This is a genomic window from Photobacterium sp. HL06 (genome assembly GCF_059552575.1).
Genome location: NZ_CM183914.1, coordinates 4,058,432 through 4,083,546, shown reverse-complemented (window position 1 = coordinate 4,083,546; position 25,115 = coordinate 4,058,432). Strand labels below are relative to the sequence as shown.

Genomic DNA, 25,115 nt, shown 5'->3' with positions numbered 1-25,115 from the left:
AGGGGCAAGCACATGTCGGATATGACTACCATCGCACGCCCCTACGCTAAAGCAGCATTTGATTTTGCGGTTGAGAACGGTGAGCTAGCCCAATGGGCGGAAATGCTGACCTTTGCAAGCGAAGTAGTAAAAAATGAAACTATGCAAGATATCTTGCACAGTGGTTTTGCTGCTGACAAGCTCACTGAAATCTTTGTTTCAGTATGCGGCGAGCAACTCAACGAGTTCGGCCTGAACTTTTTGAAAGTAATGGCTGAGAACGGACGCCTTGAAGCGCTCCCTGATGTATGTGACGAGTTCTTGTTCTTGAAAAATGAACATGAAAAAACTATCGAAGCCAGCGTAATTTCTGCTGTGACTTTAGATGATAGTCAACTTGCCGCTATCAGCGAGAAGCTAGAGCTGCGTCTTGAACGTAAAGTTAAGCTGAATTGCAGTGTAGACGAGACCCTGATTGCCGGGGTCGTGATTAGAGCTGGAGACTTGGTCATCGATAACTCAGTACGCGGTAAACTAAGCCGCCTGAGCGATACCTTGCAGTCTTGATTTGGGGAATTGGAGCATGCAACTTAATTCCACGGAAATTAGCGCACTGATCAAACAACGAATTGAAAAATTCAACGTTGTAAGTGAAGCGCGTAACGAAGGTACTATCGTTTCTGTAAGCGACGGTATCATTCGTATCCATGGCCTTGCTGACGTAATGCAAGGTGAAATGATTGAACTACCTGGTGGCCGTTTTGCACTAGCACTTAACCTTGAGCGTGACTCGGTTGGTGCGGTTGTAATGGGCTCTTATGCCAACCTACAGGAAGGCATGAAAGTAACCGGTACTGGTCGTATTCTTGAAGTACCTGTCGGTCCTGCGCTACTTGGCCGTGTTGTGAACACGCTAGGTGAGCCTATCGATGGTAAAGGTCCAATCGAAACGGAGACATTCTCTCCAGTTGAAGTGATTGCACCGGGCGTTATCGATCGTAAATCAGTCGACCAACCAGTACAAACTGGTTATAAAGCGGTTGACTCAATGATCCCAATCGGCCGTGGCCAGCGTGAGCTGATCATCGGTGACCGTCAGACTGGTAAAACAGCGATGGCGATCGATGCGATCATTAACCAGAAGAACTCTGGTATTTACTCTGTATATGTTGCTATCGGCCAGAAAGCGTCAACAATTGCGAACGTTGTTCGTAAGCTTGAAGAGCACGGTGCACTGGAAAACACCATTGTTGTTGTTGCATCTGCTTCTGAAGCAGCGGCACTGCAGTACCTTGCGCCATACGCAGGTTGTGCAATGGGTGAATACTTCCGTGATCGCGGCGAAGATGCACTGATTGTATACGATGACTTGTCAAAGCAAGCTGTTGCTTACCGTCAGATCTCACTACTGCTTAAGCGTCCACCGGGCCGTGAAGCATTCCCTGGTGACGTTTTCTACTTACACTCTCGTCTTCTAGAGCGTGCATCTCGTGTAAGCGAGGCTTATGTAGAAAAGTTCACTAACGGTGAAGTTAAAGGTCGTACCGGTTCCCTAACTGCGCTTCCGATTATCGAAACGCAAGCAGGTGACGTATCGGCATTCGTACCGACTAACGTAATCTCCATCACTGATGGCCAGATCTTCCTGCAGACAGAGCTGTTCAACGCCGGTATTCGTCCAGCCGTTGATCCAGGTATCTCTGTATCGCGTGTAGGTGGTTCTGCTCAGACCAAGATCATCAAGAAACTGTCTGGTGGTATTCGTACCGCGCTTGCACAGTACCGTGAACTTGCGGCGTTTGCCCAGTTCTCGTCTGATCTTGATGAAGCAACTAAAAAGCAGCTTGATCACGGTCAGAAAGTAACTGAACTGATGAAGCAAAAGCAGTATGCGCCGATGTCTGTCTTTGAGCAGGCGATGGTTATTTTTGCTGCTGAAAGAGGCTATTTGATTGACGTTGAGCTAACTAAGCTTGCTGATTTCGAAGCTGCGTTGCTTTCATATGCCAAAGGTCAATTTGCTGAGCTTGTATCTCAGGTTGATGAAACGGGTGCGTGGAACGGTGAAATTGAAGCTCAGTTTGTAAAACTGGTTGACGATTTCAAAGCTACCCAGACTTGGTAATTGGTTGGTGATCGCTTGCGGTCACCTACTAACGGAGAGTAACGATGGCCAGCGCAAAAGAGATTCGTAACAAGATCGGTAGTGTGCAAAACACACAAAAGATCACAAAAGCGATGGAAATGGTTGCCGCATCAAAAATGCGTAAAACGCAAGATGCGATGGAATCATCCCGTCCATATGCACAAACTATGCGTAAAGTGATCGGTCATATCGCCCTTGGTAACCTCGAGTATAAGCATCCTTATCTTGAGGAGCGTGAAGCCAAGCGTGTAGGTTACATCATTGTTTCTTCTGACCGTGGTTTGTGTGGCGGTTTGAACATTAACTTGTTCAAACAAGCGATGACAGACATGCAAGGTTGGTCAGAACAAGGTGCTGAGGTTGATCTGGCGCTCATTGGCGCTAAAGCAACAGCATTCTTTAACAGCTACGGCGGTAACGTGGTTGCTCAGGTTTCCGGTTTGGGTGATACCCCTACGGTTGACGAGCTAATCGGTACTGTCGGCGTGATGCTGAAGAAATATGATGAAGGCCAATTGGATCGCCTGTACCTGGTTTACAACCAATTTGTAAACACCATGGTCCAGGAACCAGTGATTGATCAATTGCTACCTTTGCCTAAATCAGAAGACGAAGAGATGCAGCGCAACCACTCTTGGGACTACATTTATGAGCCTGAGCCAAAAGCCCTGCTAGATACTTTGCTGGTTCGCTATGCCGAATCACAAGTTTACCAGGGTGTGGTCGAGAACCTTGCCAGTGAGCAAGCGGCTCGAATGGTTGCGATGAAAGCTGCAACAGATAACGCCGGAGATTTAATTAACGATCTACAGTTGGTGTATAACAAAGCCCGTCAGGCTGCGATTACCCAAGAGCTGTCAGAAATCGTTTCTGGTGCGTCTGCTGTTTAAGGCGAAGAATTAATAAGTTTAGAGGATTAACGATGGCTACAGGTAAGATCGTACAGATCATCGGTGCGGTAGTCGACGTAGAGTTTCCGCAGGACTCTGTGCCAAAAGTATACGATGCCCTACACGTTGATGCGAAAGAGAACGGTACGCTAGTTCTTGAAGTTCAGCAGCAGCTTGGTGGCGGTGTTGTTCGTGGTATCGCAATGGGTACTTCTGATGGCTTACGTCGTGGTTTGTCTGTTGAAAATACAGGCCGCCCAATTGAAGTTCCAGTTGGTACTGCAACACTAGGACGTATCATGAACGTTCTAGGTCAGCCGATTGATGAGTGTGGTGACATCGGTGAAGAAGAGCGTTATGCGATTCACCGTGAAGCACCAAGCTATGAAGACCAGTCAAATGTGACTGAGCTGCTAGAAACCGGCGTAAAAGTTATCGACCTGATTTGCCCATTCGCTAAGGGTGGTAAAATCGGTCTGTTCGGTGGTGCGGGTGTTGGTAAAACCGTCAACATGATGGAGCTTATCAACAACATCGCCCTACAACACTCAGGCCTGTCAGTATTTGCCGGTGTTGGTGAGCGTACTCGTGAAGGTAACGATTTCTACTATGAGATGCAGGAAGCCGGTGTTGTTAACGTCGAAAACCCTGAAGAATCTAAAGTAGCAATGGTTTACGGCCAGATGAACGAGCCACCAGGAAACCGTCTACGTGTTGCCCTGACTGGTCTGACTATGGCTGAGCGTTTCCGTGACGAAGGCCGTGACGTACTACTGTTCATCGATAACATCTACCGTTATACCCTTGCGGGTACAGAGGTATCGGCACTATTGGGCCGTATGCCATCTGCGGTAGGTTACCAGCCAACACTGGCTGAAGAGATGGGTGTACTTCAGGAGCGTATCACGTCAACGAAGTCAGGTTCTATCACATCTGTTCAGGCGGTATACGTACCTGCGGATGATTTGACGGATCCATCACCAGCAACAACGTTTGCTCACTTGGATGCGACAGTTGTACTTTCTCGCCAGATCGCTTCTCTGGGTCTATACCCAGCGATCGACCCATTGGATTCTACATCACGTATGCTAGACCCATTGGTTGTTGGCCAAGAGCACTACGATATTGCACGTGGTGTTCAGAGTCTTCTGCAGCGTTATAAAGAGCTAAAAGACATCATCGCAATCCTAGGTATGGATGAGCTATCTGAAGAAGATAAGCAAGCCGTATCTCGTGCACGTAAGATTGAGCGTTTCCTAACTCAGCCTTACCACGTTGCTGAAGTCTTTACTGGTGACCCTGGTATCTACGTATCACTTAAAGATACGCTACGTAGCTTCAGCGGTCTTCTTGCGGGTGAATACGACGATATCCCAGAGCAGGCATTCATGTACTGCGGCGCGATTGAAGACGTGTTGGAAAACGCGAAGAAGCTTTAAGCTGAGTAGGAGGCGACATGGCAGCGATAACCTTCCATCTGGACGTAGTAAGCGCAGAGAAGAAACTGTTCTCTGGCCGAGCTGAAAACATTCAGGTGACCGGTAGCGAAGGTGAACTGGGTATTCACGCAGGACACGCACCGCTGCTGACCGCTATTACGCCGGGTATGGTTCGAATCACTAAGCAAAATGGCGAGCATGAAGTTATCTACCTTTCTGGTGGTATGCTTGAAGTTCAGCCAGGTACAGCCACTGTACTCGCTGACACCGCGATCCGTGGTGAAGATTTGGATGCTGCAAAGGCGGAAGAGGCGAAACGTCAGGCTGAGGAGCATATCCAGAATCAGCATGGCGATATCGACTTTGCTCAAGCGGCCAGTGACCTGGCTAAAGCGATCGCTCAGCTTCGTGTTATTGAGCTGACGAGAAAAGCGCGATAATCAGGCGCATGACGCAAAAAGCGACCCTCGGGTCGCTTTTTTTATGCCCGTTAATATCAATGAGCTGAATGATATGGGGCGGATTGCCTACAAGCGCGATAATGTTATTACTCGCAAAAAAAAATCTATTTCCCTTAAACCTGAGGGGCTGAACCGATACAATGCGACAAGTTGTAATTTCAAATATGCATCAAGAAGGATAATCCATCATGAGCTTTAGTGCTGTGATCCTGGCAGCGGGCAAAGGAACCCGCATGTACTCTCATTTACCAAAGGTGCTTCATACGCTGGCAGGCAAGCCGATGGCCAAGCATGTGATTGACACCTGTGGCGGACTTGGGGCGAAGAATATTCACCTGGTCTATGGCCACGGTGGTGAGCAAATGAAGGCTGCTTTGGCACAAGAGCCAGTGAACTGGGTGCTGCAGGCTGAGCAGCTAGGTACCGGCCATGCCGTGAACCAGGCTTGCCCGGATCTTGCCGATGATGAGAAAGTATTGATCCTATATGGTGACGTGCCGCTAATCAGTTCTCAAACGCTAGACAACCTTCTTGATGCTCAGCCAGAAGGCGGTATTGCGCTGTTGACTGTGGTACTTGATGACCCAACAGGCTATGGCCGTATTGTTCGCCGTAACGGCCCGGTAGTGGCGATTGTCGAGCAGAAAGATGCGACGGAAGAGCAGAAGCTGATCAATGAGATTAATACCGGGGTGATGGTTGCCAACGGCGGCGATCTGAAGCGCTGGCTTGCTGAGCTGAAAAACGATAACGCCCAGGGTGAATATTACCTGACGGATATTATCGAAATTGCCCACAATGAAGGCCGTGCTGTTGAAGCGGTGCACCCGGTGAAGGCGATTGAAGTTGAAGGGGTGAACAACCGTGTTCAGCTGGCGAAGCTTGAGCGTGCTTTCCAGGCCATGCAGGCCGAGCGCCTGCTAGAGCAAGGTGTCATGCTGCGTGATCCGGCACGCTTCGACCTACGCGGTGAACTTCAGTGTGGCACAGACGTTGAAATTGACGTCAATGTCATCATCGAAGGCTCTGTTTCCCTGGGTGATAACGTGGTCATTGGTGCCGGCTCGGTACTGAAGGACTGTGAGATTGACGACAATACGATTATTCGCCCTTACAGTGTTATTGAAGGGGCGACAGTCGGTGAAGACTGTACCGTCGGCCCATTTACCCGCCTGCGTCCAGGTGCGGAACTGGTTGGCGACTCACACGTGGGCAACTTCGTTGAAATGAAGAAGGCGCGTCTGGGCAAAGGTTCAAAAGCAAACCACCTGACTTACCTGGGTGATGCTGAAATTGGTGACCGCGTGAACATCGGTGCCGGTACGATTACCTGTAACTATGACGGTGCCAACAAGTTCAAGACCGAGATTGAAGACGATGTATTTATCGGCTCGGATACCCAGCTGATTGCCCCGGTTAAAGTGGCCAAGGGCGCAACAATCGGTGCCGGTGCAACCATCAACCGTGATATCGGCGAGGGTGAGTTAGTGATCACTCGTGCGCCAGCCCGTACGATTAAAGGCTGGAAACGCCCGGTGAAACAAAAGTAACCATAATCACGGCGAAATATGAAAGGCAAGGGCTTCCCTTGCCTTTTTTGTTCCCACATCATTATTGTCGCCTCTCGCTTCTTTTTTATAAAAAATTAATTGCACAATCTTGATCAGAAAAGTTCTGATCTGCTACTATTTCTTTCAATTCGAAACTTTAAAGTATCAGTTCGTAACTAATGTCGAAGCGAAACACCCAACAACGCCGTCATACCATTGTGTCGATGGTGAATGACAAAGGCGAAGTCAGCGTTGATCAGCTGGCTAAGTTTTTTGCCACTTCTGAAGTGACCATCCGAAAAGATCTCGCTGCCCTGGAAAAGAACGGCTTATTGCTGCGCCGCTATGGCGGAGCGATTGCGATGCCATCTGAAATGGTCACTGAAACTGAAGAACATGTTTCGGTTCGTAAGTTAGCCATTGCCAAAGCGGCGGCGGATCGGATCCGCGACCATAACCGGATCATCATTGACAGCGGCAGTACTACCGCCAGTCTGATCAGACTGCTGGGTGAAAAGCAGGGGCTGATAGTGATGACCAACTCGCTCAATGTCGCCAATGCCCTCAATGAGCTTGAAGATGAGCCGACGCTACTGATGACTGGCGGCACTTGGGATCCGCATTCAGAAGCATTTCAGGGCCAGGTGGCAGAATCGGTGCTGCGCTCTTACGACTTTGACCAATTGTTTATCGGTGCCGACGGCATTGATATTGCGCGTGGTACAACAACATTCAACGAACTGATCGGGCTGAGCCGGGTGATGGCCGAGGTATCACGCGAAGTCGTGGTGATGGTCGAGTCCAGCAAGGTGGGACGAAAGATCCCCAACCTTGAGCTGCCGTGGAGCAATATCAGCACGCTGATCACCGATGACGGCTTAAGCCCCGAAGCGAAGCAACAGATAGAACATCATGGTGTGCAGGTGATCTGCGCATCGGCTGAATAAAAATTAGGAGAGATACGACTATGTGTGGGATTGTAGGTGCTGTAGCCCAGCGCGATGTGGCAGAGATTTTGGTTGAAGGCTTGCGCCGTCTTGAGTATCGCGGTTATGACTCTGCTGGCGTTGCCGTTGTTGATTCAGAGTCAAATCTGCAGCGCGTTCGTCGCCTGGGTAAAGTTCAGGCGCTGGCCGATGCCGTTGACAGTTCATCAATCACAGGCGGAACCGGTATTGCCCATACTCGCTGGGCAACCCATGGCGAGCCATCTGAAACCAATGCCCACCCGCACATGTCTGGTGACAATATTGCCCTGGTTCACAACGGTATTATCGAAAACCATGAAGAATTGCGCGAACTGCTGACGGAACGTGGCTATACCTTTTTATCGCAGACTGACACCGAAGTGATCGCTCACTTGGTGGAGTGGGAACTGCGCACGGCAGCGACCCTGCTGGAAGCGGTACAGAAAACAGCGGTTCAGCTGGAAGGCGCCTACGGTACTGTAGTGATGGATCGCCGAGACCCTGAGCGTGTTGTTGTCGCCCGTTCTGGCAGCCCGCTGGTTATTGGTTTGGGTGTAGGTGAAAACTTCCTGGCATCGGATCAGCTGGCACTATTGAATGTGACCCGTCGTTTCATGTTCCTGGAAGAAGGCGATGTGGCCGAAATTACCCGTCGCGAAGTGAATATCTTTGATATTGATGGCCAGCCGGTAACCCGTGAAGTGCACGAGTCTAACCTGCAGCAAGATGCCGCAGACAAAGGCCAGTACCGCCATTACATGCAAAAAGAGATCTATGAGCAGCCTAGTGCCCTGATCAATACCATGGAAGGCCGCATCAGCAGCGATTCTGTGATTGTTGAAAGTATCGGCAATGGCGCCACTGATATTCTGGAAAATGTCGAACACGTACAGATTGTTGCCTGTGGTACCTCTTACAATGCAGGTATGGTTGCCCGTTACTGGTTTGAAGCAATGGCAGGCGTGAGCTGTGATGTCGAAATTGCGTCGGAATTCCGCTACCGCAAATTTGTCACGCGCCCTAACAGCTTGCTGATCACCCTTTCCCAGTCTGGCGAGACTGCCGATACTTTGGCTGCTCTTCGTCTTGCTAAAGAAAAAGGTTACATGTCGGCAATGACCATTTGTAACGTGGCCGGTTCGTCTTTGGTTCGTGAATCGGATCTAGCCTTTATGACCCGTGCTGGTACTGAAATCGGTGTTGCATCTACTAAGGCATTTACCACTCAGCTGGTCACTCTGCTAATGTTCGTGACGGCGCTGGGCAAAGAAAAAGGCCTGATTGACGCGGCGAAAGAGCAAGAAATCGTTGATTCTCTCCACCAGCTACCGACACAAGTCGAGAAGGCACTGGCATTCGACAAACCTATCGAACAGCTAGCGGAAGATTTTGCAGACAAGCATCATGCACTATTCCTTGGTCGTGGTGAGTTCTACCCGATTGCGATGGAAGCCTCGCTGAAGCTGAAAGAGATTTCTTACATTCATGCAGAAGCCTATGCAGCGGGTGAGCTGAAACATGGCCCATTGGCACTGATTGATGCCGATATGCCGGTTATCGTGGTGGCGCCAACTAACGATCTGCTAGAGAAGCTGAAGTCAAACATTGAAGAAGTGCGTGCTCGTGGTGGCCTGCTGTATGTGTTTGCTGATAGCGAAGCGGGTTTTGAAGCATGTGAAGGGATGAAGATCATTACCATGCCACGTGTTGATGACATTATTGCGCCAATTTTCTATACCGTACCGATGCAGTTGCTGTCGTACCACGTTGCTTTAATCAAGGGAACCGATGTTGATCAGCCTCGTAACCTAGCTAAGGCTGTAACCGTTGAGTAATTAATCTCCTGAGATTCTCAATTATGAGAAAAGGCGCCAACTATGGCGCCTTTTGTCGTTTTAGAGCAGGAGAGAAGCTACTCTCTAGACATAAATGACGTGTTTATTGCGAAATAGGAAAAATGTTCAGGGTCGTCACTAACTGCGACTCAAAATAAGAATGCTATCAATAGCAATGTTTTTAACCTTTTGATTTTTAATGTCTTCACACTAAGTTGCAAAGTTGGCTTATGTTATGCACCCCTAGGATTGAAAGCTAGGCAGTCTTCATTTAAATCTGTATTGGAGGTTAGACATGACAGATCCCAAAGCAAAAATTGCGGCGCGCATTAAGGAGGCGCGAGAGTGGAAAGGGCTTACTCAGGTTCATATGGCGCAGCAGCTCAAGGTGGCTCGGCAAACCTACCTGGATTTAGAAACCGGTAAGACCGAACCTAAAGTCAGACTGCTGTCTGAGATCTCAGAGATCACAGAGCGTCCCCTGACTTGGTTTGTCTATGGTGACGAAGGGATAGAAATATTAGAAAGCGAATACAAAGAGGAAATCGATCGGTTGTTGCAGTATTTCAGCCGCCTGCCCCATTCGGCCAGAAATGTCATTTTGCAGCAAAGTATTAACTTGGCTGGCTTTATGGCGGAATACACCAGGGCATTGACCCAGAAAGACAAGTAATGTCGATCACTGATAGACAATTGATTGATGTGCCTTTCGTGTGTACGCAATCATTCACATTTGTGTTTTCGATTTGTCTGCCTTGCTCGACATTGAGTGTATTGCATCACATTTTTACGCGATCTGTAGTGAACTTATGCCATTGTGTTGGATAATTTCCTGTTATTTGAGTCTTTTTCCCTGCAATTACAACATTTTGCGATTGCCTGAGAGGGAGGCTTGTTAGGGGAATCATTAACAGATGGTGGGTAAATGCAAAGCTCAAAACCACACATTGCGGCGAGAGTTCGGGATGCCAGAGAGTGGAAAGAGATTTCGCAAGTCGCAATGGCTAAGCGCCTAGATATCGCAAGGCAAACCTACCTTGACCTGGAGTCAGGGAAAACCGAGCCGAGGGTAACAACCCTGATGAAGATTGCGGAGATCACCGGGCGACCATTGACCTGGTTTATTGATGAGGAGACGATCTCGCAGTCTATTGATCAATGTGATCAAAGTAAGCAGCTGGTTGAGCTATTGGCTAAAGTGCCAGAGCCGCTGAAAACTAAGCTGATAGCACATTATATTGGAATGATCAGTTGCTATATCGAACATCTGAATACCGTGAAAGGGCAACAGCCTTAAGCGACAAAAAAGCAGCCCGAAGGCTGCTGTTTCTTCTGTTGTGCAGGTGATATTTACTGGGCGAGGAAAAACTTATAGGCAGGATTATCCGTTTCATCTTTCCACTGGTAACCCAGTTCTCGCAAGTGGCTGGTGAAAGACAGCAAATCATGGTCTTCCAGCTCAAATCCACATAATACCCGGCCATAGTCAGCGCCGTGGTTACGGTAGTTAAACAAGCTGATGTTCCAGTGAGCACCGAGTGTGCTCAGAAACTTCAGCAAGGCACCCGGGTATTCCGGGAATTCAAAACTGTATAGCCTTTCTTTCAGTGGTTTCGAAGGTCGGCCGCCAATCATATAGCGGACGTGGACCTTGGCCATCTCATCATCCGATAGATCCACTACCGGATAGCCGCCCTTGCGAAGGTCGTGGATAATTCCTTCCAGCTCCTCCTGCCCCTGCATCAATCGTACGCCGACAAAGACATTGGCCAGGGTATCGTCGTTGTAGCGGTAGTTAAACTCCGTGACAGCCCGCCCTCCGAGGATATGACAGAAATCCAGGAACGCGCCCGGGCGTTCAGGGATCGTGACGGCCAGCAACCCTTCCCGTTTTTCACCCAGCTCGCAGCGTTCGGAGACATAGCGCAAACCGTGAAAGTTAAGGTTGGCCCCCGATAAGATGGCGGCTAGCTGTTGGTCTTGTAACTGGTTCACTTCGGCATATTTTTTCAGTCCAGCCAAAGACAGTGCCCCGGAAGGCTCGGCAATGGCACGGGTATCTTCAAAAATATCTTTGACCGCTGAGCAAATCTCATCACTGGTTACGGTGATCACATCATCGAGATATTGTTGGCATAAACGGAAAGTCTCTTCTCCGATCCGTTTTACTGCTACACCATCGGCAAACATGCCCACTTGGTCCAGGGTAACCGGCTCGCCGGCATCTAACGCGGCGCGCAAGCAGGCCGAATCTTCAGCCTCTACCCCAATGACTTTGATCTCGGGCATGAGTTGCTTGAGCAGTACCGAGACCCCAGCAGCCAAACCACCCCCGCCAACCGGTACGAACACATAGTCAAGATGACCATTTTGCTGTACTAGCTCGATGCCGATAGTGCCCTGCCCGGCAATGACAGCAGGATGGTCAAAAGGTGGGATAAAGGTATAGCCATGCTGCGAGGCTAGAGCTTCGGCATGGGCTTTGGCTTCGTCAAAGTTTCCACCATGCAATACCACGTTGCCGCCAAAACTACGTACCGCGTCGACCTTGATATCCGGCGTGGTACGCGGCATCACGATGGTGGTGCTGACACCGAGGTGTTTGCCTGACAGTGCCAGGCCCTGGGCATGGTTGCCCGCCGAAGCAGCAATGACGCCGGCCTGTCGTTGCGTCTCGGTCAGCTGCGCCATCATGGTGTAGGCACCACGCAACTTGAAGGAGTGGACGGGCTGGCGGTCTTCCCTTTTCAGCTGGACGCCATTACCGATCCTTGCCGCTAGGCGATCCATAGCTTGCAACGGGGTGACTTGCGCCACCTCGTAGACCGGTGCCCGAAGAATATTGCGAAGGTAGTCGGCTCCGCTTGGTAGCGCTACATCCTCGGCCTGTTTCACTTCGCTCATCATTTTATCCTTCCAGCTTGGTTTTATCACGGACAGCCCCTTTATCGGCGCTGGTGGCAAGCAGTGCATACGCTCGCAGTGCGTAAGAAACGTCACGGTGGCGATCGGTTGGAAGCCAGCCTTGTTGATTGTTCACATCACGGCGCTGTGCTAGCTCCTGCTCGTCAACTTGTAGATCAATGCTTCGGTTTGGAATGTCGATATCGACGATATCGCCATCTTTAATCAAGCCAATGGTACCGCCACTGGCCGCTTCAGGAGAAACATGGCCGATAGACAAGCCGCTGGTACCGCCAGAGAAGCGACCATCGGTGATCAGCGCACACTCTTTGCCTAGCCCCATCGATTTAAGGTAAGTGGTCGGGTACAGCATTTCCTGCATACCCGGGCCGCCTTTAGGGCCTTCATAGCGAATAACAACCACATCGCCTGCTTTTACTTTGCCAGAAAGGATCCCTTCAACAGCGGTATCTTGGCTTTCGAACACGACGGCTGGGCCACGGAACGTTAGGCAACTTTCATCAACACCGGCGGTTTTAACGATGCAACCATTAAGCGCCATGTTGCCCGATAGCACTGCTAGGCCGCCATCTTGGCTGAAGGCGTGTTCTTTGCTGCGGATACAACCATTTTCACGGTCGTCATCGACGCTGTCCCAGCGACAATCTTGCGAGAAGGCCTTGGTGGTACGGATCCCTGCAGGGCCTGCGCGGTAAAAATCTCTGACTTCTTGCGAATCTGTTACGGCAATATCAAACTGCGCCAAAGACTCTGCGAATGTTTGCCCCAATACGTTATGGCAATCGTTGTGGAATAAGCCGGCACGGTCGAGTTCACCTAAGATGCCGTAGACGCCTCCCGCACGATGCACATCTTCCATATGGTATTGTTGGGTAGACGGTGCCACTTTACACAGGTGCGGTACTCGTCGAGACATACGGTCGATGTCTTCCATGGTGAAATCAATGCCACCTTCTTGGGCTGATGCTAAAAGGTGCAATACCGTATTGGTTGAACCACCCATCGCAATATCGAGGGCCATCGCATTCTCGAAGGCCTTTTTGCTGGCGATATTACGTGGCAGTGCGGTTTCGTCATCGTTTTGGTAGTAGCGTTTGGTCAGTTCGACGATACGTTTACCGGCATTGACGAATAGTTGTTCACGATCAGCGTGAGTGGCCAGCATCGAACCGTTGCCCGGCTGGCTTAAACCGAGTGCTTCTGTTAAGCAGTTCATCGAGTTGGCGGTGAACATACCAGAACACGATCCACAGGTTGGGCAGGCCGAGCGTTCGATTTGCTCGCTCTGCTCGTCGGAAACCGTCGGATCCGCACCTTGGATCATCGCATCAACCAGATCGAGTTTGAGGATCTGATCGGACAGCTTGGTTTTCCCCGCTTCCATTGGGCCGCCCGATACGAAGATCACAGGGATGTTCAGGCGCAGCGAGGCCATCAGCATTCCCGGGGTGATTTTGTCACAGTTGGAGATACATACCATTGCATCAGCACAGTGGGCATTGACCATGTATTCGACAGAGTCGGCAATCAGTTCACGGGACGGAAGGGAATACAGCATCCCGCCGTGGCCCATCGCGATCCCATCATCAACGGCGATAGTATTAAATTCTTTGGCGATACCGCCGGCTTTTTCAATTTCACCCGCTACCAGCTGCCCCATATCTTTTAAATGAACGTGGCCAGGTACAAACTGGGTAAATGAGTTCACCACTGCGATGATTGGTTTACCGAAATCTTCATCTTTGACACCAGTGGCGCGCCATAGTGCGCGGGCACCGGCCATATTGCGGCCATGAGTGGTAGTGGCTGAACGGTACTTAGGCATAACTACAAATTCCTTTTTCTAGCTGCCCAGAGGAAGGACCGGGCAGCTATATGAGTTAATTTACTTATCTGCTGATTCTGGATAGACCGGATCCAACCAGCCCCATTTGTCTTCGGTTTGCCCGCTGAACAGGCCAAAGAAGGTCGACTGGATTTTCTCGGTTACCGGGCCGCGTCGGCCTTCACCGACGGTGATCTGGTCTACGCTGCGTACCGGTACGATTTCGGCAGCGGTACCGGTCATGAATACTTCGTCAGCCAGGTATAGCGCTTCTCGGGCAATATTTTCCTCGCGGATTTCATAACCCAGCTCTTTGGCCAGGGTCATGATGGAATCGCGGGTAATACCCGGCAGGATCGCACTGGTCGCAGGCGGGGTGGAAATCACACCGTTGCGGACAACAAAGATATTCTCGCCGGCACCTTCGGACAGGTAACCGTCAACACTCAGTGCGATGCCTTCCGCGTAACCATGGCGACGCGCCTCGCCACCGACTAGCAGTGACGACAGGTAGTTACCACCGGCTTTGGCGGCGGTCGGGATGGTGTTCGGCGCGGCGCGGTTCCAGCTGGAAATCATGGCATCGACACCATTGGCCAGCGCGTCTTCACCCAGGTATGTTCCCCAGGAGAAAGCGGCGATGATCAGATCCATCTCAGTTTCCGGCGGCGGGCAGACACCGAGGCCGACATTGGGTACATAGCCGAGCGGGCGAATATAAGCTGAGGTCAGTTTGTTCTCGCGTAGGGTCTGACGGCAGGCTGCCATGAGCTCGTCGACTGAATAGGGGATCGGAAAGCGGTAGATTTTGGCTGAGTCCTTCAGGCGTTGCATGTGTTCCTTGTGGCGGAACACGATCGGACCGTTAGGGGTATCGTAGCAGCGGATCCCCTCAAAAACCGAGGTACCGTAATGCATTGCGTGCGTCAGTACGTGTACTTTGGCATCCTGCCATGGAACGAGCTCACCATTGAACCAAATATAATCTGCTGTGTTTGCCATGTTGTGTACCTTCCTTATGCGCTAATCTCGTTGTTCCAATATTGTTGTTTCGACAGTTCGAATATCCCAAAGCTTTTCGATTTGGTTGATAAGCGTGCTGATGGGGCGATCGCTGTCGACGATTATTTCGACACTGGCTATCTTACTTTCATGATTTTGTGTTGCCGTGACTTTTTTAATAATAAACCCACGGTGACGAATGACGCGTAGAACGCGCTCTAATAATACTGGCTTATCATCCGCTTTGATGTCGAGTAAATATCTTTCCATTAAGTATTCTCCAGCATATCTTGGTTTGCTGCACCGGGCGGAACTAAAGGCCACACATTTTCTTCTTCGGAGATCAGAACATGGAGCAAGTACGCCGTCTTACTGGCTAGCATCTCTTTTAAGGCTGGCTCCACTTCTTCTTTTGAGGTAATGGTTTTACCCGGTATACCGAAAGCACTAGCCAAGGTGACGAAATCGGGATTGTCATCCAAGATAGTCTCACTGTGGCGGCCATCAAAGAACAGGGACTGCCACTGCCTTACCATGCCCAGGCGCTGGTTATTGATCAGTACCATCTTCACCGGAATTTGCTTGCGCTTTAGGGTGCCAAGTTCCTGTACGTTCATCATGAACGAGCCATCCCCGGAGATCAGGACCGATTCATCATCAGGCCGTGCGACTTTGGCGCCCATAGCCGCCGGCAACCCAAAGCCCATCGTCCCCAGGCCGGCAGAGGTGATGTAATTTTGTGGCTCGCGCGGCTGGATATGCTGTGCGGCCCACATCTGGTGCTGGCCGACATCGGTGGAGATCACGGCACTATCGGGCATCATGTCTGACAGTTGCTTCAGCAACAGCGGTGCATAGATAAGATCGCCAGGATGGTCGTAGCGCCATTTGAAATCAGAACGTACGCTTTCGCTGTGCTGCACCCATGGGGTGATGTCATGCGATAGCTCCAGTTGCGGCAGGATGACATTGATATCACCGCGTAGCGGAGCATGGGCGTGACGCAGCTTGCTGAATTCGGCGGCATCAATGTCGAGATGAATGACTTTGGCATGCGGGGCAAAGGTATCAAGCTTGCCTGTTACCCGATCATCAAAGCGGGCACCGACAACAATCAGCAGATCGGATTCCTGTACCACTAGGTTCGCGGCTTTGGTGCCGTGCATGCCGAGCATCCCCAGGTAGTGCGGGTCATGGCGCTCTATGGTCCCCAGCCCCTTAAGCGTACTGACCGAAGGCATCGGGTTCATTTTCAGGAAGGTGCGTACTGTCTGGGTGGCTTTGGCCAGTTGAACCCCGCCGCCAACGTAGAGTACGGGGCGATGGCTTTCAGACAAAAGACGCTGGGCAGTAGCGATAGACTCTGCCGTTGCAACGGGTATGGCTGGTGGCTCAAAAAAAGGCAGTGTTTCAACAGGTGCCTGGGCGAGCTGGACATCTTTGGCGATATCCACAATAACCGGACCTGGCCGGCCTGTTTTGGCGACTTCGAATGCCTCCGCCAAGGTTGGCGCAAGGTCGTCGATATCCGTGACGAGATAGCTATGCTTGGTGCATGACAGTGACATGCCTATCACATCCATTTCCTGGAAGGCATCGGTACCGATATGCGAACTGGCAACTTGCCCCGTGATTGCAACTAGCGGGACTGAGTCAAGAAACGCATCGGCCAGGCCTGTCACCAGGTTGGTCGCACCCGGACCGGAAGTTGCCATGCAGACGGCGACATCTTGTGTTGCCCTAGCCATACCGATGGCCGCCATAGCCGCCCCTTGTTCGTGACGGCAAAGAATATGCTCGACACCGCCATCATAGAGCGCGTCATAGATTGGCATGATAGCGCCGCCCGGATAGCCAAATACCGTGGCTATCCCCTGTTGCTGCAGCGCTTTAACAACTAACTCTGCTCCTGTCATCGCTGCTCCCCTTTTCCTTGCTTGCGAGTTGCTGAAATCTGTCTCGATGGTTTTTCCAGCATATTTACATCCAGTGTTTAAAAAAAAGCCCCCGGACCGTTCGGTGCGGGGGCTTTTCTGCGTTTGTTGTGTTTGTCGCTACTTTACGCCTGCCAGCCCCTCTCGCGGTGAAATAATCACCACGATGACGTTAATAATGAGTGCGATAGCTTTGGCGTTAAATGGCATCTACTGTCTGTCCAGTTTTATTGTTTATTTGTTGCTCTTCCTAAGTGGTAACACAGACATCTGTCGCATGACAAGTAAAAAGTGAAAATTAATTTGCAACCTTTGTGCATAAATAGGCTATTTGTGAAACGCAATGACTTACTTTTATTAACTTAATTGGGTGAAATTTCACCAGGGAAAGGGATCATGACTCTCGCTATTGTTCACAGCCGGGCCTGTGTCGGTGTTGATGCACCACCCGTAACGGTTGAGGTGCATATCAGCAATGGAATGCCGGCACTAACCTTGGTCGGGCTGCCAGAAACAACCGTCAAGGAAGCCAGGGATCGGGTACGCAGTGCTATCGTTAATGCTAATTTTGAATTTCCTTCCCGACGGATCACAATATTACGAAAGGTTTACAGGAATAAAATTATGCTTTCTTCTATATATAGAGGGAAGTGTTGAAGTAATCGTGCCAAATCCACACAAATTGACGATTTTTTAGGTGGTTAATAGAAGATTTTTTTTCATTTGGTATGATGTGCTAATCATCATCAAAAAGAAGAAAAGGTAAGGCTATGGATTTCATCGAACGACTACAGGGGCTTTCAAAAAAAATTGCTCAAGTTGGCTCAACACTAGAAACAGAAGAAGCAACTAAAAACGCATTGATTATGCCGTTTTTACATTCAGTGCTTGGTTATGATGTTTTTGACCCAACGGAAGTTGTTCCAGAGTTCAATGCTGATACAGGAACGAAGAAAGGCGAAAAAGTTGATTACGCTTTACTTAAAGATGGTGAAGTTCAAATCCTTATCGAATGTAAAAAGTTTGGTGAAAAACTATCTACAAAGCATGCAAGCCAATTGTTCCGCTACTTCTCGGTGACTAATGCACGTATCGCTATTCTAACGAATGGAGAAGTATACGAGTTTTATACGGATCTAGATGCACCAAACAAGATGGACGAAAAGCCGTTCTTAACGCTGAATATGTCTGATCTTGATGAGCATATTGTTCCAGAAGTGAAGAAACTAACTAAATCATCTTTTGATGTAGATTCAGTTGTAGATGCTGCTGGTGAGCTTAAGTATCTAAACCAGATTAAGAAAGTTTTACAAGAACAATTTAAGAATCCAGAAGAAGATTTTGTAAAATTCTTCACGTCAAAAGTTTATGACGGTGTTCAAACTGCAAAAGTTAAAGCCCAATTCCTAGAAATCACTACAAAAGCGCTTAAACAGTTTTTGAATGACAGTATCAATGACCGTTTAAAGTCTGCTATTGGCACTAATGAAGATATTGCTCTTAAGGCACAAGCACAACCACAAGCGGTAGCGACCGTTGAAGAAACGCCAGTCGAAATTGTTGATGATGAAAAGCCAAAAGTAGTTACAACTGAAGAAGAAACTGACGGTTTTAACATTGTTAAGGCAATTCTACGTGCCAAATTTGATGTATCACGCATTACAGCCAGAGATACACAAAGCTACTTTGGTATTCTTCTTGACGATAACAACCGTAAGCCACTGTGCCGTTTACACTTCAACGCTAAACAGAAATATGTTGGTGTTATTGGTGAAGATAGAAAAGAGACTCGTTACCCAATTGAGGGCTTAGATGATATCTATGGTCTGTCTGACAAGCTGCTAGAAAATGCTGCTAGATTTGAGTAGTAAAAAGGGAGGCTTGAAGCCTCCCTCTTACTAATAGATCTCAATCATCATTATTTCTGTTGTCATCATCCATTTTATCAGCGATTGCTGCTCCTGTGCCAACGGCAGCCGCAACGCCATAGCCAACAGTTGATATTGCCCCTGCCGCACCTAAAACTGGAGCAGCTGTGATTGCCGCAGCTACAGCGGCAGTACCAGCAACAGCTTTGCCGATTGTGCCAAACCAACTCATATTATTCTCCTTTTAAGATATTTATACTAAGCCTGCTAACTCGTAGCCTTTTTTGTACATTGGTAGAAGTTTTGTGTACCACTCATATACTTCTGCTGCGAAATCATCGCTAAATCCAAACGCTTGCTGAATAGAGTCTAGAAGCTCCTTTTCTTCCACATTTAGACCATCTGCTAAAGCAAGGGCATATAGCTCCATAAAGATAATTTTCTTCGCTGTCTGAGATGATTTTTCAAGAGAAGCAATAAGATCAGAGCTAGGAACGTTGTAAGCTTCTAGCTCTTTTAGCTCTAGGGTCATTTCTGCAACATAGGCAGAAAGTTGTGCTTTCTCAACTTCACTAAAATCACCATCAATATGCGCTAGATTGATTATAAGGTTAAGAAATGTCTCTTTTTCTTGTGTGTTAAGTGCGTTTAGAAACATCAAAATCTCCGATAATTATGTCAAAAAATATTAAAGCCAATAGAAGTTTATGTCTTATGGGCAATTAGTTTATTATATGATTCACATAATATTTGAAGTAGTTCTAATAAACCCAATTGTGAACCATATAACAAAAAAGAATAAATAATGAAAATTTTTATCTTACCAAGAAACAACGCTATTGCCATTGTTATAGCTGTTATACTTGCTTTCTTTAGTGGATATAGTAATACAGCTCTTATACACACTTTAAATTGGCTTGTGATCTTATATTTCGTGCTTGAAGCACTCTTTAAAATCAAAGAACAGGGTTGGAAAGGTTACATTCCAAGCTTTGGTAATAAGTTTGACTTTTCCATTGTTATCATCAGTTTAATTTTTTTGTTCCTACCGAATGAAGCTCTTGGAAGTGTGATTTACCTGAGAATTTTTAGGATAATCTCTCTAATCAAGATCATTAGGTTGATGCCAAATACGGAGCATATAGTTAAAGGTCTTATCAGAGCTATCAAGGCATCTAAAGCTGTGCTGATACTTTTAGCTATCCAGTTAACGTTCTTCTCTTTGCTAGGCTTTACGTTGTTTTCTAATGTTATACCTGAGTATTTTGGTGATCCATTACGTTCAATGAATACCATCTTTGGGATTTTTACGGTAGAAAACTGGGGAGCAGTTCCAGAAGCAGCAAAAGCACTAAATCAACCTTATGCGTATTATGCTGTAAATGCTTTTGTTATCACGGTTTTAGTCTTAGGTGGATTTATCGCTTTATCTCTTGCCAATGCAATTTTTGTTGATGAAATGGCAAGTGATAACAATGATTCTCTTATGGAAGAGATAGCAGATTTAAAAAATGAACTAAACGAAATCAAAGATTTATTAAGGAAAGATAGAGAATGAAGATGAACTTGGATTATACCACTTTGATAAAGTATATTGAAAAAACAGCTAAAGAACTGCCTGAAACTGCAAGCCTTGAAACTCCGTTTGGTGAAACTGTAGATGTATCTTTTGGAAATGATGAACATCAATTGATACTTGAATCTATAGTCGATATTTTAGAAGTAAACCAGAAAAAAACATTTAAACAGATTTGTATTAACAAAGCTATTGAGATGAAAGTTTCGAAATAAAACTAAGATATTTATAATTAGGAATATTAAAGTAAAAATAGAGAATGAACTAGATAAAGGATAATATCTAAAATACATCTTTAAATACTATTATTAGTTGTTATTTTTAAAAGTCTATCCAAATGATAGGCTTTTTTATTAATTACCTTAATTTTCATATTTAAATGCTTCATTCCGCAAGCTCCATTTCGCAAATCAGAAACAATTTCGCCACTGCGTCATAAAGATAAAAAATCAATTCCAATTTCACCTATTTAAAAAATCTGTATTATTTAGATCTGTATTATTAATTTATTAATAGGACTACACTTGGTGACATTTGCTCCCTACACTTAATTACATTTGCCTCCTACACTTGATTACAGTTTGACAAAGAATTGAATTGTGATTTACTAGATTTAAGGCATAAAAAAAGCCGCAAAATAAGTTGCGACTTTTAAAATTAAACTTCCCCCACAGAAGTATTACTTTTTAATATATATCAAAATGCAAAATAGTCAATATTGCATCACAAATAATATTATAATCATTAATATTTCGGAAGTTGTACAACTTACAAAAAGGAAATATAAATGATTAAATACTTAACGATACCTAACGAAATTATGAACAGAAAAAACCCTTTACATTACGCTTTATTTGATTTTAAAAACAATGCTGAGTTTAAATTGTTTATTACAATACTTGCATACTCAACTATGATCTACAGAACAACAAAAAAAGAAAGTGAACATAATTTTTCAGTGAAAGGTTTTCTTGGTGAAAATAGTATTATCACTAGAAATAATATGACAGCAAAGAAAATAATAATATTTGTTAATAAGTTAGAAAGTCCATTCTTTGATAATATTGAAGTAATTGCTAATGAAATACACTTTAAACTTTCAAGTAAATACAAGAGAGATTTAAAAAATAATGGATTTGAAAAAATCAATATAATTGATTTAAAACCCATTTCTGACATTCGATCTTCAAAATTGTTAGTTCTTACTGAAATGAAAAAAGAGGGTTATTTTGACTATTATTATTTATGCAAAGTTTTAGATCTTAATGGAATAAAAAGAAGAGATAATAAAATTGCAAAAATAAAGAAAGCATTTAAAAGTATTGAAGTTGAATTTGAGTATAAACATCCCAAAAATCAGAATGAAAAAAGGGAGGAAGAACATTACAAATTCTTTTATAGTAAAATTGATTTAGAATCTGATAATGGAAAAGAAATTGATATTTTCAGCGAATATAATATAAATGAGGTGTTTTCAATTGATGATTTTGATTTAGATGAATTAGTTGATAACTCATTAAAAAGCTGACGAATCAGCTTTTAATTAATATGGTCTTGGTCTATCTGGTTTATAAGTATATCGAGGTGTATTACTTGTCTTATTTTGACTTTGCTTAGTAGTTTTCTTCTGTGTGTTGTTGTTGCTTGGCATAGTCATTTTGTTAGTAGTATTACCACCAGAACCTTTGTATTTATCATCTTCTAACACTTCTTTTAAACTCATACCTTTTTCTAAACTTTCAAGAATCCTTTCAGAATCATAGCCCTTATCGTCAAATTGTTCTTGAAGGTAGCTTTTCAAGTTTTCTTTTTCGGAAACTGCAACAATGTTCCAATCATAAAGCTCAATTAAATTTTTATCTGAAAGTGTTTCGTTGTTAGTAGCGTTTTTAAGCTCATCAATGGTCAAGCTTGGCTCTTTGGTTGTATAAAAGAATAGATCATCTGGATTGTCTTGATAAAGAACTCTCATGCTGTTTAGGACAAGTTTTTTAGAACTAGATGTTCCGTGTTCCCAACCTAACTTTTTAGCAGTCTTAAAAGCTAATTTTATATCGTGATCGTTTTCAATATTACTAAATGTAATTCTGCTTTTGTCTTGTGATACTTTCAAATTGAAATTATGTGGATACTTCTTATTATCTTTCTTATTGAAATAAATGTATGTTTCACCTGTTTTAAGAGTGGATTGCTTATAGAACTTATTGATAGATTCTATTTTGAATATTTCTGGAACAGGAGTGTTTGAAGATTCAACACCATAATTATCTTCACCAGTGATTAACGCTAATAGCTTTGGGTTGTTATTTTTTAACTTACCAAATGTTAATTGAGAATTTACCTTTCCGCCTGAGATAGAAAGATCATCACTTTGAAAAGTTATACCGCCTAAACCGTTCTTTCTTTTTGTATAGGTGATTTGGATTCCTGCTTCATTTAGTCTTTCTAAAAACTCAATAGGTTTATCGCATTCTCTATATAGAGTATTGATTTTTTCTTTTAAAGCATCAATTTCATTGTAGGTTGAATTGAAAGCTTTTCTTTTACTCATAACCTTTTTTTGTTCTTCCAAAACTTCATCGGTCTCTTTATCTAAATGTTTAATATATGATTGCTTATTTTCTATATGGCTATTGTTAATGTCAGTGTATGATTTAAGATATCTAATTAAACTTTGATTCTCAATGTTTAGTCTTTTAATTTCATCTTCATTAAACTTTTTCGTATTTAAAAATATTCTGGTAAATAAACTAAGATTTTGATTTTCTAATTCTATACTTGAAATTGTTGAACTATTATCACTTTTCAACTGATTGATTTCATCAGTTTTATTAATTGAATCTGTTCTAATGCTTGTTATATCGTCATTTTCTTTTTTCTTTTCTAATTTATTACCATTCAACTTTTTATTTTGCGAACCGATTTCATTAGAAAATTCTTTATTCTTATTTTTTACAAACTTCAACTTGTCCTTTTTATGTTGTGGAATATAAGTTTTTTTACCATCGATCATAAACCAGTTATCAGGATTATTTTTTCCTGTAAGTGTTAGTTTGTATTTTTTTTCTAGTTTCTGCGCTACGGATTCCATTTTCTTTCCGCTACGAAATTGACGATGATACTTACCATTTTCATCGTGAAATCCTCGAACTATATGAAAGTGTAACTTGCCAGAATCACGCTGAGGCCATAGCATATAAGGCGTGTCTTGAAAGTTCTTATCGTATATACCACAAGCTTCAAGAGCTAGTTTCTGTAGTTCTTCAAGTCCTAAATCATCATCATCTTTAGAAAATGATATTAGTGTATGCTCATATAGCTTAGTTTGCTTTTTGTTCTTTGAAAGGTTTGAATTAGTTTCAACTGTCATAATAAAATTTTCGACAAGTTGCTTATAATCATCTTCATCTTGAACATCTGAACAAAAACCACAATTTGATTCAACACCAATCAAACGTGGATTATTTTCATTGTTAAGACCTTTTTTATTTTTTGAATTATATCTTACTATATTTCTTAAATCTGAATTAGTTCCTCCTTCGTGTAATATTCTAAATATCATTATAATTTTCCTTTTAATATTGTTACTTTTTCAGAAAGGATTCTTTTTGCGTTGATTAACCTTGTTTGGTGTTTCTTGAATTCTTTCAGTTCTTCTTTGGTTATACTTCCATACGTGTTAGCTGCTTTGGCAATTTGATTTAAATTACTAGAATATTTATTTAATTGAGTAAGAAGATTTAAACAATGACCACCTTCATCAATGTATTTAATTTCTTTTTCAATCAACTCATACTGTTCATTAACGAAACTCATAATTAGATCTTCGTAATTTTCAAACTCATTAAGAACTTTCAACTTGTTCAAAAGTCTTTTGTTCTCTGGTGAAAGCCTTACAGTTATTCTTTCTGTTCTGTCTGATTTATTTTTCTTTTCTATTTCTTTGCTCATTTCTGTTATCCTTTTCTAAATTGTTTTTCATATTATTTTCTGAGTGAGAATCTTCGGAATCTAATAAAGTTTTAATTTCATTTAAAACTTCTAGTCGTTCTTTCAAGAATACTTTTTCATACATTGTTTCTTTCATAATTCCTCCAAATGGTAATGCGGTTTTTAAAATTAAATTTTCTAATCAACAAATGATAATGCGTTGTTAGATTATTTAATTTGAACTTTGTATATACAAAGTTTTAAATATTTTTCTTTAGAAAAATCAAGTTGGTATGGGAGTCTTGACGCCATACCTCCTACTTGCATCTCTTTTGCTCTTATATTCTTTTTAACATAAAACGTCTGGGTGTCAATTATATGAAAATGGTATTCAAAATGTATTTTAATTATATTTGTTTAAAGTTTGCAGATTTGACAACGACAATTTATATGATAAATAAATATTAAGTTCAAAAAATAATAGGAGATTTTTATGATTGAAATTAAAGATGTAAAAGATATTGATATTCATTTCTTGATGGGAATGATTTTTCAATTTTGTGAAAAAGAAACAAAGTTGTCAAAAACTGATTTGAGAGTTTTTTACGAAATGTATTGCTATTCTGACAAATACAACTATTTCTCTTTTGATGAGTATTCTGATGTATCTTATATTTTTAAACTTGATAAGAGTTCATTTTCTCGAAGTATAAAAAGATTAGTTGCTTCTGGCTTTATAGAAAAAACTGATAACAACTTTAAACTTATTGCACAAATACCATTTTAA

At 44.5% G+C, this 25,115-nt stretch carries 25 protein-coding genes and 1 pseudogene; 16 read left to right on the top strand and 10 right to left on the bottom strand.

The window, feature by feature from the left end; all coding sequences use genetic code 11:
* Window positions 1–12 precede the first annotated feature (12 nt).
* The 10 genes from atpH (at window position 13) to AC51G0_RS18440 (ending at window position 10,565) form a co-directional block, all read left to right on the top strand.
* A complete protein-coding gene (atpH, locus tag AC51G0_RS18485) occupies window positions 13–546 on the top strand; it encodes a F0F1 ATP synthase subunit delta (RefSeq protein ID WP_496300139.1) in 534 nt (177 codons plus the stop codon).
* Between the two features lie 16 nt (window positions 547–562).
* The gene (gene atpA / locus AC51G0_RS18480) at window positions 563–2,104 is read left to right on the top strand and encodes a F0F1 ATP synthase subunit alpha (RefSeq protein ID WP_496300138.1); all 1,542 of its coding nucleotides are present in this window, start codon (window positions 563–565) and stop codon (window positions 2,102–2,104) included.
* A 44-nt stretch (window positions 2,105–2,148) separates the two neighbouring features.
* A complete protein-coding gene (gene atpG / locus AC51G0_RS18475; protein WP_496300137.1) occupies window positions 2,149–3,015 on the top strand; it encodes a F0F1 ATP synthase subunit gamma in 867 nt (288 codons plus the stop codon).
* A gap of 32 nt (window positions 3,016–3,047) precedes the next feature.
* The gene (gene atpD / locus AC51G0_RS18470) at window positions 3,048–4,454 is read left to right on the top strand and encodes a F0F1 ATP synthase subunit beta (protein WP_496300136.1); all 1,407 of its coding nucleotides are present in this window, start codon (window positions 3,048–3,050) and stop codon (window positions 4,452–4,454) included.
* A 17-nt stretch (window positions 4,455–4,471) separates the two neighbouring features.
* A complete protein-coding gene (locus AC51G0_RS18465) occupies window positions 4,472–4,894 on the top strand; it encodes a F0F1 ATP synthase subunit epsilon (protein WP_496300135.1) in 423 nt (140 codons plus the stop codon).
* Between the two features lie 209 nt (window positions 4,895–5,103).
* A complete protein-coding gene (glmU, locus tag AC51G0_RS18460) occupies window positions 5,104–6,465 on the top strand; it encodes a bifunctional UDP-N-acetylglucosamine diphosphorylase/glucosamine-1-phosphate N-acetyltransferase GlmU (RefSeq protein ID WP_496300134.1) in 1,362 nt (453 codons plus the stop codon).
* 179 nt (window positions 6,466–6,644) lie between these two features.
* A complete protein-coding gene (locus tag AC51G0_RS18455; RefSeq protein ID WP_496300133.1) occupies window positions 6,645–7,412 on the top strand; it encodes a DeoR/GlpR family DNA-binding transcription regulator in 768 nt (255 codons plus the stop codon).
* A 20-nt stretch (window positions 7,413–7,432) separates the two neighbouring features.
* Window positions 7,433–9,268 (top strand): glutamine--fructose-6-phosphate transaminase (isomerizing), encoded by a 1,836-nt coding sequence (glmS, locus tag AC51G0_RS18450; protein WP_496300132.1) that lies wholly within the window; start codon window positions 7,433–7,435, stop codon window positions 9,266–9,268.
* 295 nt (window positions 9,269–9,563) lie between these two features.
* Window positions 9,564–9,941, top strand: a complete 378-nt coding sequence (locus AC51G0_RS18445; protein WP_496300131.1) for a helix-turn-helix transcriptional regulator — start codon at window positions 9,564–9,566, stop codon at window positions 9,939–9,941.
* Between the two features lie 252 nt (window positions 9,942–10,193).
* Complete coding sequence (locus AC51G0_RS18440) at window positions 10,194–10,565, top strand: helix-turn-helix transcriptional regulator (RefSeq protein ID WP_496300130.1); 372 nt, start codon at window positions 10,194–10,196, stop codon at window positions 10,563–10,565.
* Window positions 10,566–10,618: 53 nt separating this feature from the next.
* Here the strand turns inward: AC51G0_RS18440 and ilvA are convergent, their stop codons facing one another.
* The 5 genes from ilvA to ilvG are packed head-to-tail and all read right to left on the bottom strand — an operon-like array spanning window position 10,619 to window position 16,936.
* The gene (ilvA, locus tag AC51G0_RS18435) at window positions 10,619–12,172 is read right to left on the bottom strand and encodes a threonine ammonia-lyase, biosynthetic (RefSeq protein WP_496302019.1); all 1,554 of its coding nucleotides are present in this window, start codon (window positions 12,170–12,172) and stop codon (window positions 10,619–10,621) included.
* A 4-nt stretch (window positions 12,173–12,176) separates the two neighbouring features.
* Window positions 12,177–14,018, bottom strand: coding sequence for a dihydroxy-acid dehydratase (gene ilvD, locus AC51G0_RS18430; protein ID WP_496300129.1), 1,842 nt, complete (start codon window positions 14,016–14,018; stop codon window positions 12,177–12,179).
* 60 nt (window positions 14,019–14,078) lie between these two features.
* Window positions 14,079–15,020, bottom strand: a complete 942-nt coding sequence (locus AC51G0_RS18425; protein ID WP_496300128.1) for a branched-chain amino acid transaminase — start codon at window positions 15,018–15,020, stop codon at window positions 14,079–14,081.
* Between the two features lie 21 nt (window positions 15,021–15,041).
* The gene (gene ilvM, locus AC51G0_RS18420) at window positions 15,042–15,290 is read right to left on the bottom strand and encodes an acetolactate synthase 2 small subunit (protein ID WP_496300127.1); all 249 of its coding nucleotides are present in this window, start codon (window positions 15,288–15,290) and stop codon (window positions 15,042–15,044) included.
* Window positions 15,290–16,936: an acetolactate synthase 2 catalytic subunit gene (gene ilvG, locus AC51G0_RS18415; protein ID WP_496300126.1), complete on the bottom strand. Its 1,647-nt coding sequence runs from the start codon at window positions 16,934–16,936 to the stop codon at window positions 15,290–15,292. The genes ilvM and ilvG overlap by 1 nt, the downstream gene beginning before the upstream one ends.
* A gap of 414 nt (window positions 16,937–17,350) precedes the next feature.
* Here ilvG and AC51G0_RS18410 point away from each other — a divergent pair.
* A pseudogene (locus AC51G0_RS18410) lies at window positions 17,351–17,551 on the top strand (magnesium chelatase domain-containing protein); the annotation flags it as partial.
* 173 nt (window positions 17,552–17,724) lie between these two features.
* Window positions 17,725–18,822 (top strand): type I restriction endonuclease, encoded by a 1,098-nt coding sequence (locus AC51G0_RS18405; RefSeq protein WP_496300125.1) that lies wholly within the window; start codon window positions 17,725–17,727, stop codon window positions 18,820–18,822.
* A gap of 40 nt (window positions 18,823–18,862) precedes the next feature.
* On the opposite strand, the gene AC51G0_RS18400 is transcribed toward AC51G0_RS18405, so the two are convergent.
* Both AC51G0_RS18400 and AC51G0_RS18395 read right to left on the bottom strand, forming a co-directional pair.
* Window positions 18,863–19,054 carry a hypothetical protein gene (locus AC51G0_RS18400; RefSeq protein ID WP_496300124.1) on the bottom strand — a complete coding sequence of 64 codons (192 nt, stop codon included), beginning with the start codon at window positions 19,052–19,054 and terminating at the stop codon, window positions 18,863–18,865.
* Between the two features lie 21 nt (window positions 19,055–19,075).
* Window positions 19,076–19,480, bottom strand: a complete 405-nt coding sequence (locus AC51G0_RS18395) for a hypothetical protein (RefSeq protein ID WP_496300123.1) — start codon at window positions 19,478–19,480, stop codon at window positions 19,076–19,078.
* A gap of 147 nt (window positions 19,481–19,627) precedes the next feature.
* Between AC51G0_RS18395 and AC51G0_RS18390 the strand changes: the two genes are divergently transcribed.
* The 3 genes from AC51G0_RS18390 to AC51G0_RS18380 all read left to right on the top strand — a co-directional run bounded on the left by AC51G0_RS18390 (window position 19,628) and on the right by AC51G0_RS18380 (window position 21,926).
* The gene (locus AC51G0_RS18390) at window positions 19,628–20,380 is read left to right on the top strand and encodes an ion transporter (protein WP_496300122.1); all 753 of its coding nucleotides are present in this window, start codon (window positions 19,628–19,630) and stop codon (window positions 20,378–20,380) included.
* A complete protein-coding gene (locus tag AC51G0_RS18385) occupies window positions 20,377–20,613 on the top strand; it encodes a hypothetical protein (RefSeq protein ID WP_496300121.1) in 237 nt (78 codons plus the stop codon). Before AC51G0_RS18390 ends, AC51G0_RS18385 begins: the two co-directional genes overlap by 4 nt.
* Before the next feature lie 572 nt (window positions 20,614–21,185).
* A complete protein-coding gene (locus tag AC51G0_RS18380) occupies window positions 21,186–21,926 on the top strand; it encodes a hypothetical protein (RefSeq protein WP_496300120.1) in 741 nt (246 codons plus the stop codon).
* Window positions 21,927–21,941: 15 nt separating this feature from the next.
* Here the strand turns inward: AC51G0_RS18380 and AC51G0_RS18375 are convergent, their stop codons facing one another.
* Genes AC51G0_RS18375 through AC51G0_RS18365 form a run of 3 tightly spaced genes read right to left on the bottom strand, consistent with a single transcriptional unit; the run spans window position 21,942 to window position 24,485 of the window.
* Window positions 21,942–23,960: a relaxase/mobilization nuclease domain-containing protein gene (locus AC51G0_RS18375; RefSeq protein ID WP_496300119.1), complete on the bottom strand. Its 2,019-nt coding sequence runs from the start codon at window positions 23,958–23,960 to the stop codon at window positions 21,942–21,944.
* A complete protein-coding gene (gene mobC / locus AC51G0_RS18370) occupies window positions 23,960–24,349 on the bottom strand; it encodes a plasmid mobilization relaxosome protein MobC (RefSeq protein WP_496300118.1) in 390 nt (129 codons plus the stop codon). The genes AC51G0_RS18375 and mobC overlap by 1 nt, the downstream gene beginning before the upstream one ends.
* Window positions 24,321–24,485: a hypothetical protein gene (locus AC51G0_RS18365; protein ID WP_496300117.1), complete on the bottom strand. Its 165-nt coding sequence runs from the start codon at window positions 24,483–24,485 to the stop codon at window positions 24,321–24,323. The genes mobC and AC51G0_RS18365 overlap by 29 nt, the downstream gene beginning before the upstream one ends.
* Before the next feature lie 336 nt (window positions 24,486–24,821).
* Between AC51G0_RS18365 and AC51G0_RS18360 the strand changes: the two genes are divergently transcribed.
* A complete protein-coding gene (locus AC51G0_RS18360) occupies window positions 24,822–25,115 on the top strand; it encodes a MarR family transcriptional regulator (protein WP_496300116.1) in 294 nt (97 codons plus the stop codon).

Bases quoted from the DNA above. Each gene is read 5' to 3' on its own strand.
- atpH (WP_496300139.1), top strand. From the start codon at position 13: ATGTCGGATATGACTACCATCGCACGCCCCTACGCTAAAGCAGCATTT.
- atpA (WP_496300138.1), top strand. From the start codon at position 563: ATGCAACTTAATTCCACGGAAATTAGCGCACTGATCAAACAACGAATT.
- atpG (WP_496300137.1), top strand. From the start codon at position 2,149: ATGGCCAGCGCAAAAGAGATTCGTAACAAGATCGGTAGTGTGCAAAAC.
- atpD (WP_496300136.1), top strand. From the start codon at position 3,048: ATGGCTACAGGTAAGATCGTACAGATCATCGGTGCGGTAGTCGACGTA.
- AC51G0_RS18465 (WP_496300135.1), top strand. From the start codon at position 4,472: ATGGCAGCGATAACCTTCCATCTGGACGTAGTAAGCGCAGAGAAGAAA.
- glmU (WP_496300134.1), top strand. From the start codon at position 5,104: ATGAGCTTTAGTGCTGTGATCCTGGCAGCGGGCAAAGGAACCCGCATG.
- AC51G0_RS18455 (WP_496300133.1), top strand. From the start codon at position 6,645: ATGTCGAAGCGAAACACCCAACAACGCCGTCATACCATTGTGTCGATG.
- glmS (WP_496300132.1), top strand. From the start codon at position 7,433: ATGTGTGGGATTGTAGGTGCTGTAGCCCAGCGCGATGTGGCAGAGATT.
- AC51G0_RS18445 (WP_496300131.1), top strand. From the start codon at position 9,564: ATGACAGATCCCAAAGCAAAAATTGCGGCGCGCATTAAGGAGGCGCGA.
- AC51G0_RS18440 (WP_496300130.1), top strand. From the start codon at position 10,194: ATGCAAAGCTCAAAACCACACATTGCGGCGAGAGTTCGGGATGCCAGA.
- ilvA (WP_496302019.1), bottom strand. From the start codon at position 12,172: ATGAGCGAAGTGAAACAGGCCGAGGATGTAGCGCTACCAAGCGGAGCC.
- ilvD (WP_496300129.1), bottom strand. From the start codon at position 14,018: ATGCCTAAGTACCGTTCAGCCACTACCACTCATGGCCGCAATATGGCC.
- AC51G0_RS18425 (WP_496300128.1), bottom strand. From the start codon at position 15,020: ATGGCAAACACAGCAGATTATATTTGGTTCAATGGTGAGCTCGTTCCA.
- ilvM (WP_496300127.1), bottom strand. From the start codon at position 15,290: ATGGAAAGATATTTACTCGACATCAAAGCGGATGATAAGCCAGTATTA.
- ilvG (WP_496300126.1), bottom strand. From the start codon at position 16,936: ATGACAGGAGCAGAGTTAGTTGTTAAAGCGCTGCAGCAACAGGGGATA.
- AC51G0_RS18405 (WP_496300125.1), top strand. From the start codon at position 17,725: ATGGATTTCATCGAACGACTACAGGGGCTTTCAAAAAAAATTGCTCAA.
- AC51G0_RS18400 (WP_496300124.1), bottom strand. From the start codon at position 19,054: ATGAGTTGGTTTGGCACAATCGGCAAAGCTGTTGCTGGTACTGCCGCT.
- AC51G0_RS18395 (WP_496300123.1), bottom strand. From the start codon at position 19,480: ATGTTTCTAAACGCACTTAACACACAAGAAAAAGAGACATTTCTTAAC.
- AC51G0_RS18390 (WP_496300122.1), top strand. From the start codon at position 19,628: ATGAAAATTTTTATCTTACCAAGAAACAACGCTATTGCCATTGTTATA.
- AC51G0_RS18385 (WP_496300121.1), top strand. From the start codon at position 20,377: ATGAAGATGAACTTGGATTATACCACTTTGATAAAGTATATTGAAAAA.
- AC51G0_RS18380 (WP_496300120.1), top strand. From the start codon at position 21,186: ATGATTAAATACTTAACGATACCTAACGAAATTATGAACAGAAAAAAC.
- AC51G0_RS18375 (WP_496300119.1), bottom strand. From the start codon at position 23,960: ATGATATTTAGAATATTACACGAAGGAGGAACTAATTCAGATTTAAGA.
- mobC (WP_496300118.1), bottom strand. From the start codon at position 24,349: ATGAGCAAAGAAATAGAAAAGAAAAATAAATCAGACAGAACAGAAAGA.
- AC51G0_RS18365 (WP_496300117.1), bottom strand. From the start codon at position 24,485: ATGAAAGAAACAATGTATGAAAAAGTATTCTTGAAAGAACGACTAGAA.
- AC51G0_RS18360 (WP_496300116.1), top strand. From the start codon at position 24,822: ATGATTGAAATTAAAGATGTAAAAGATATTGATATTCATTTCTTGATG.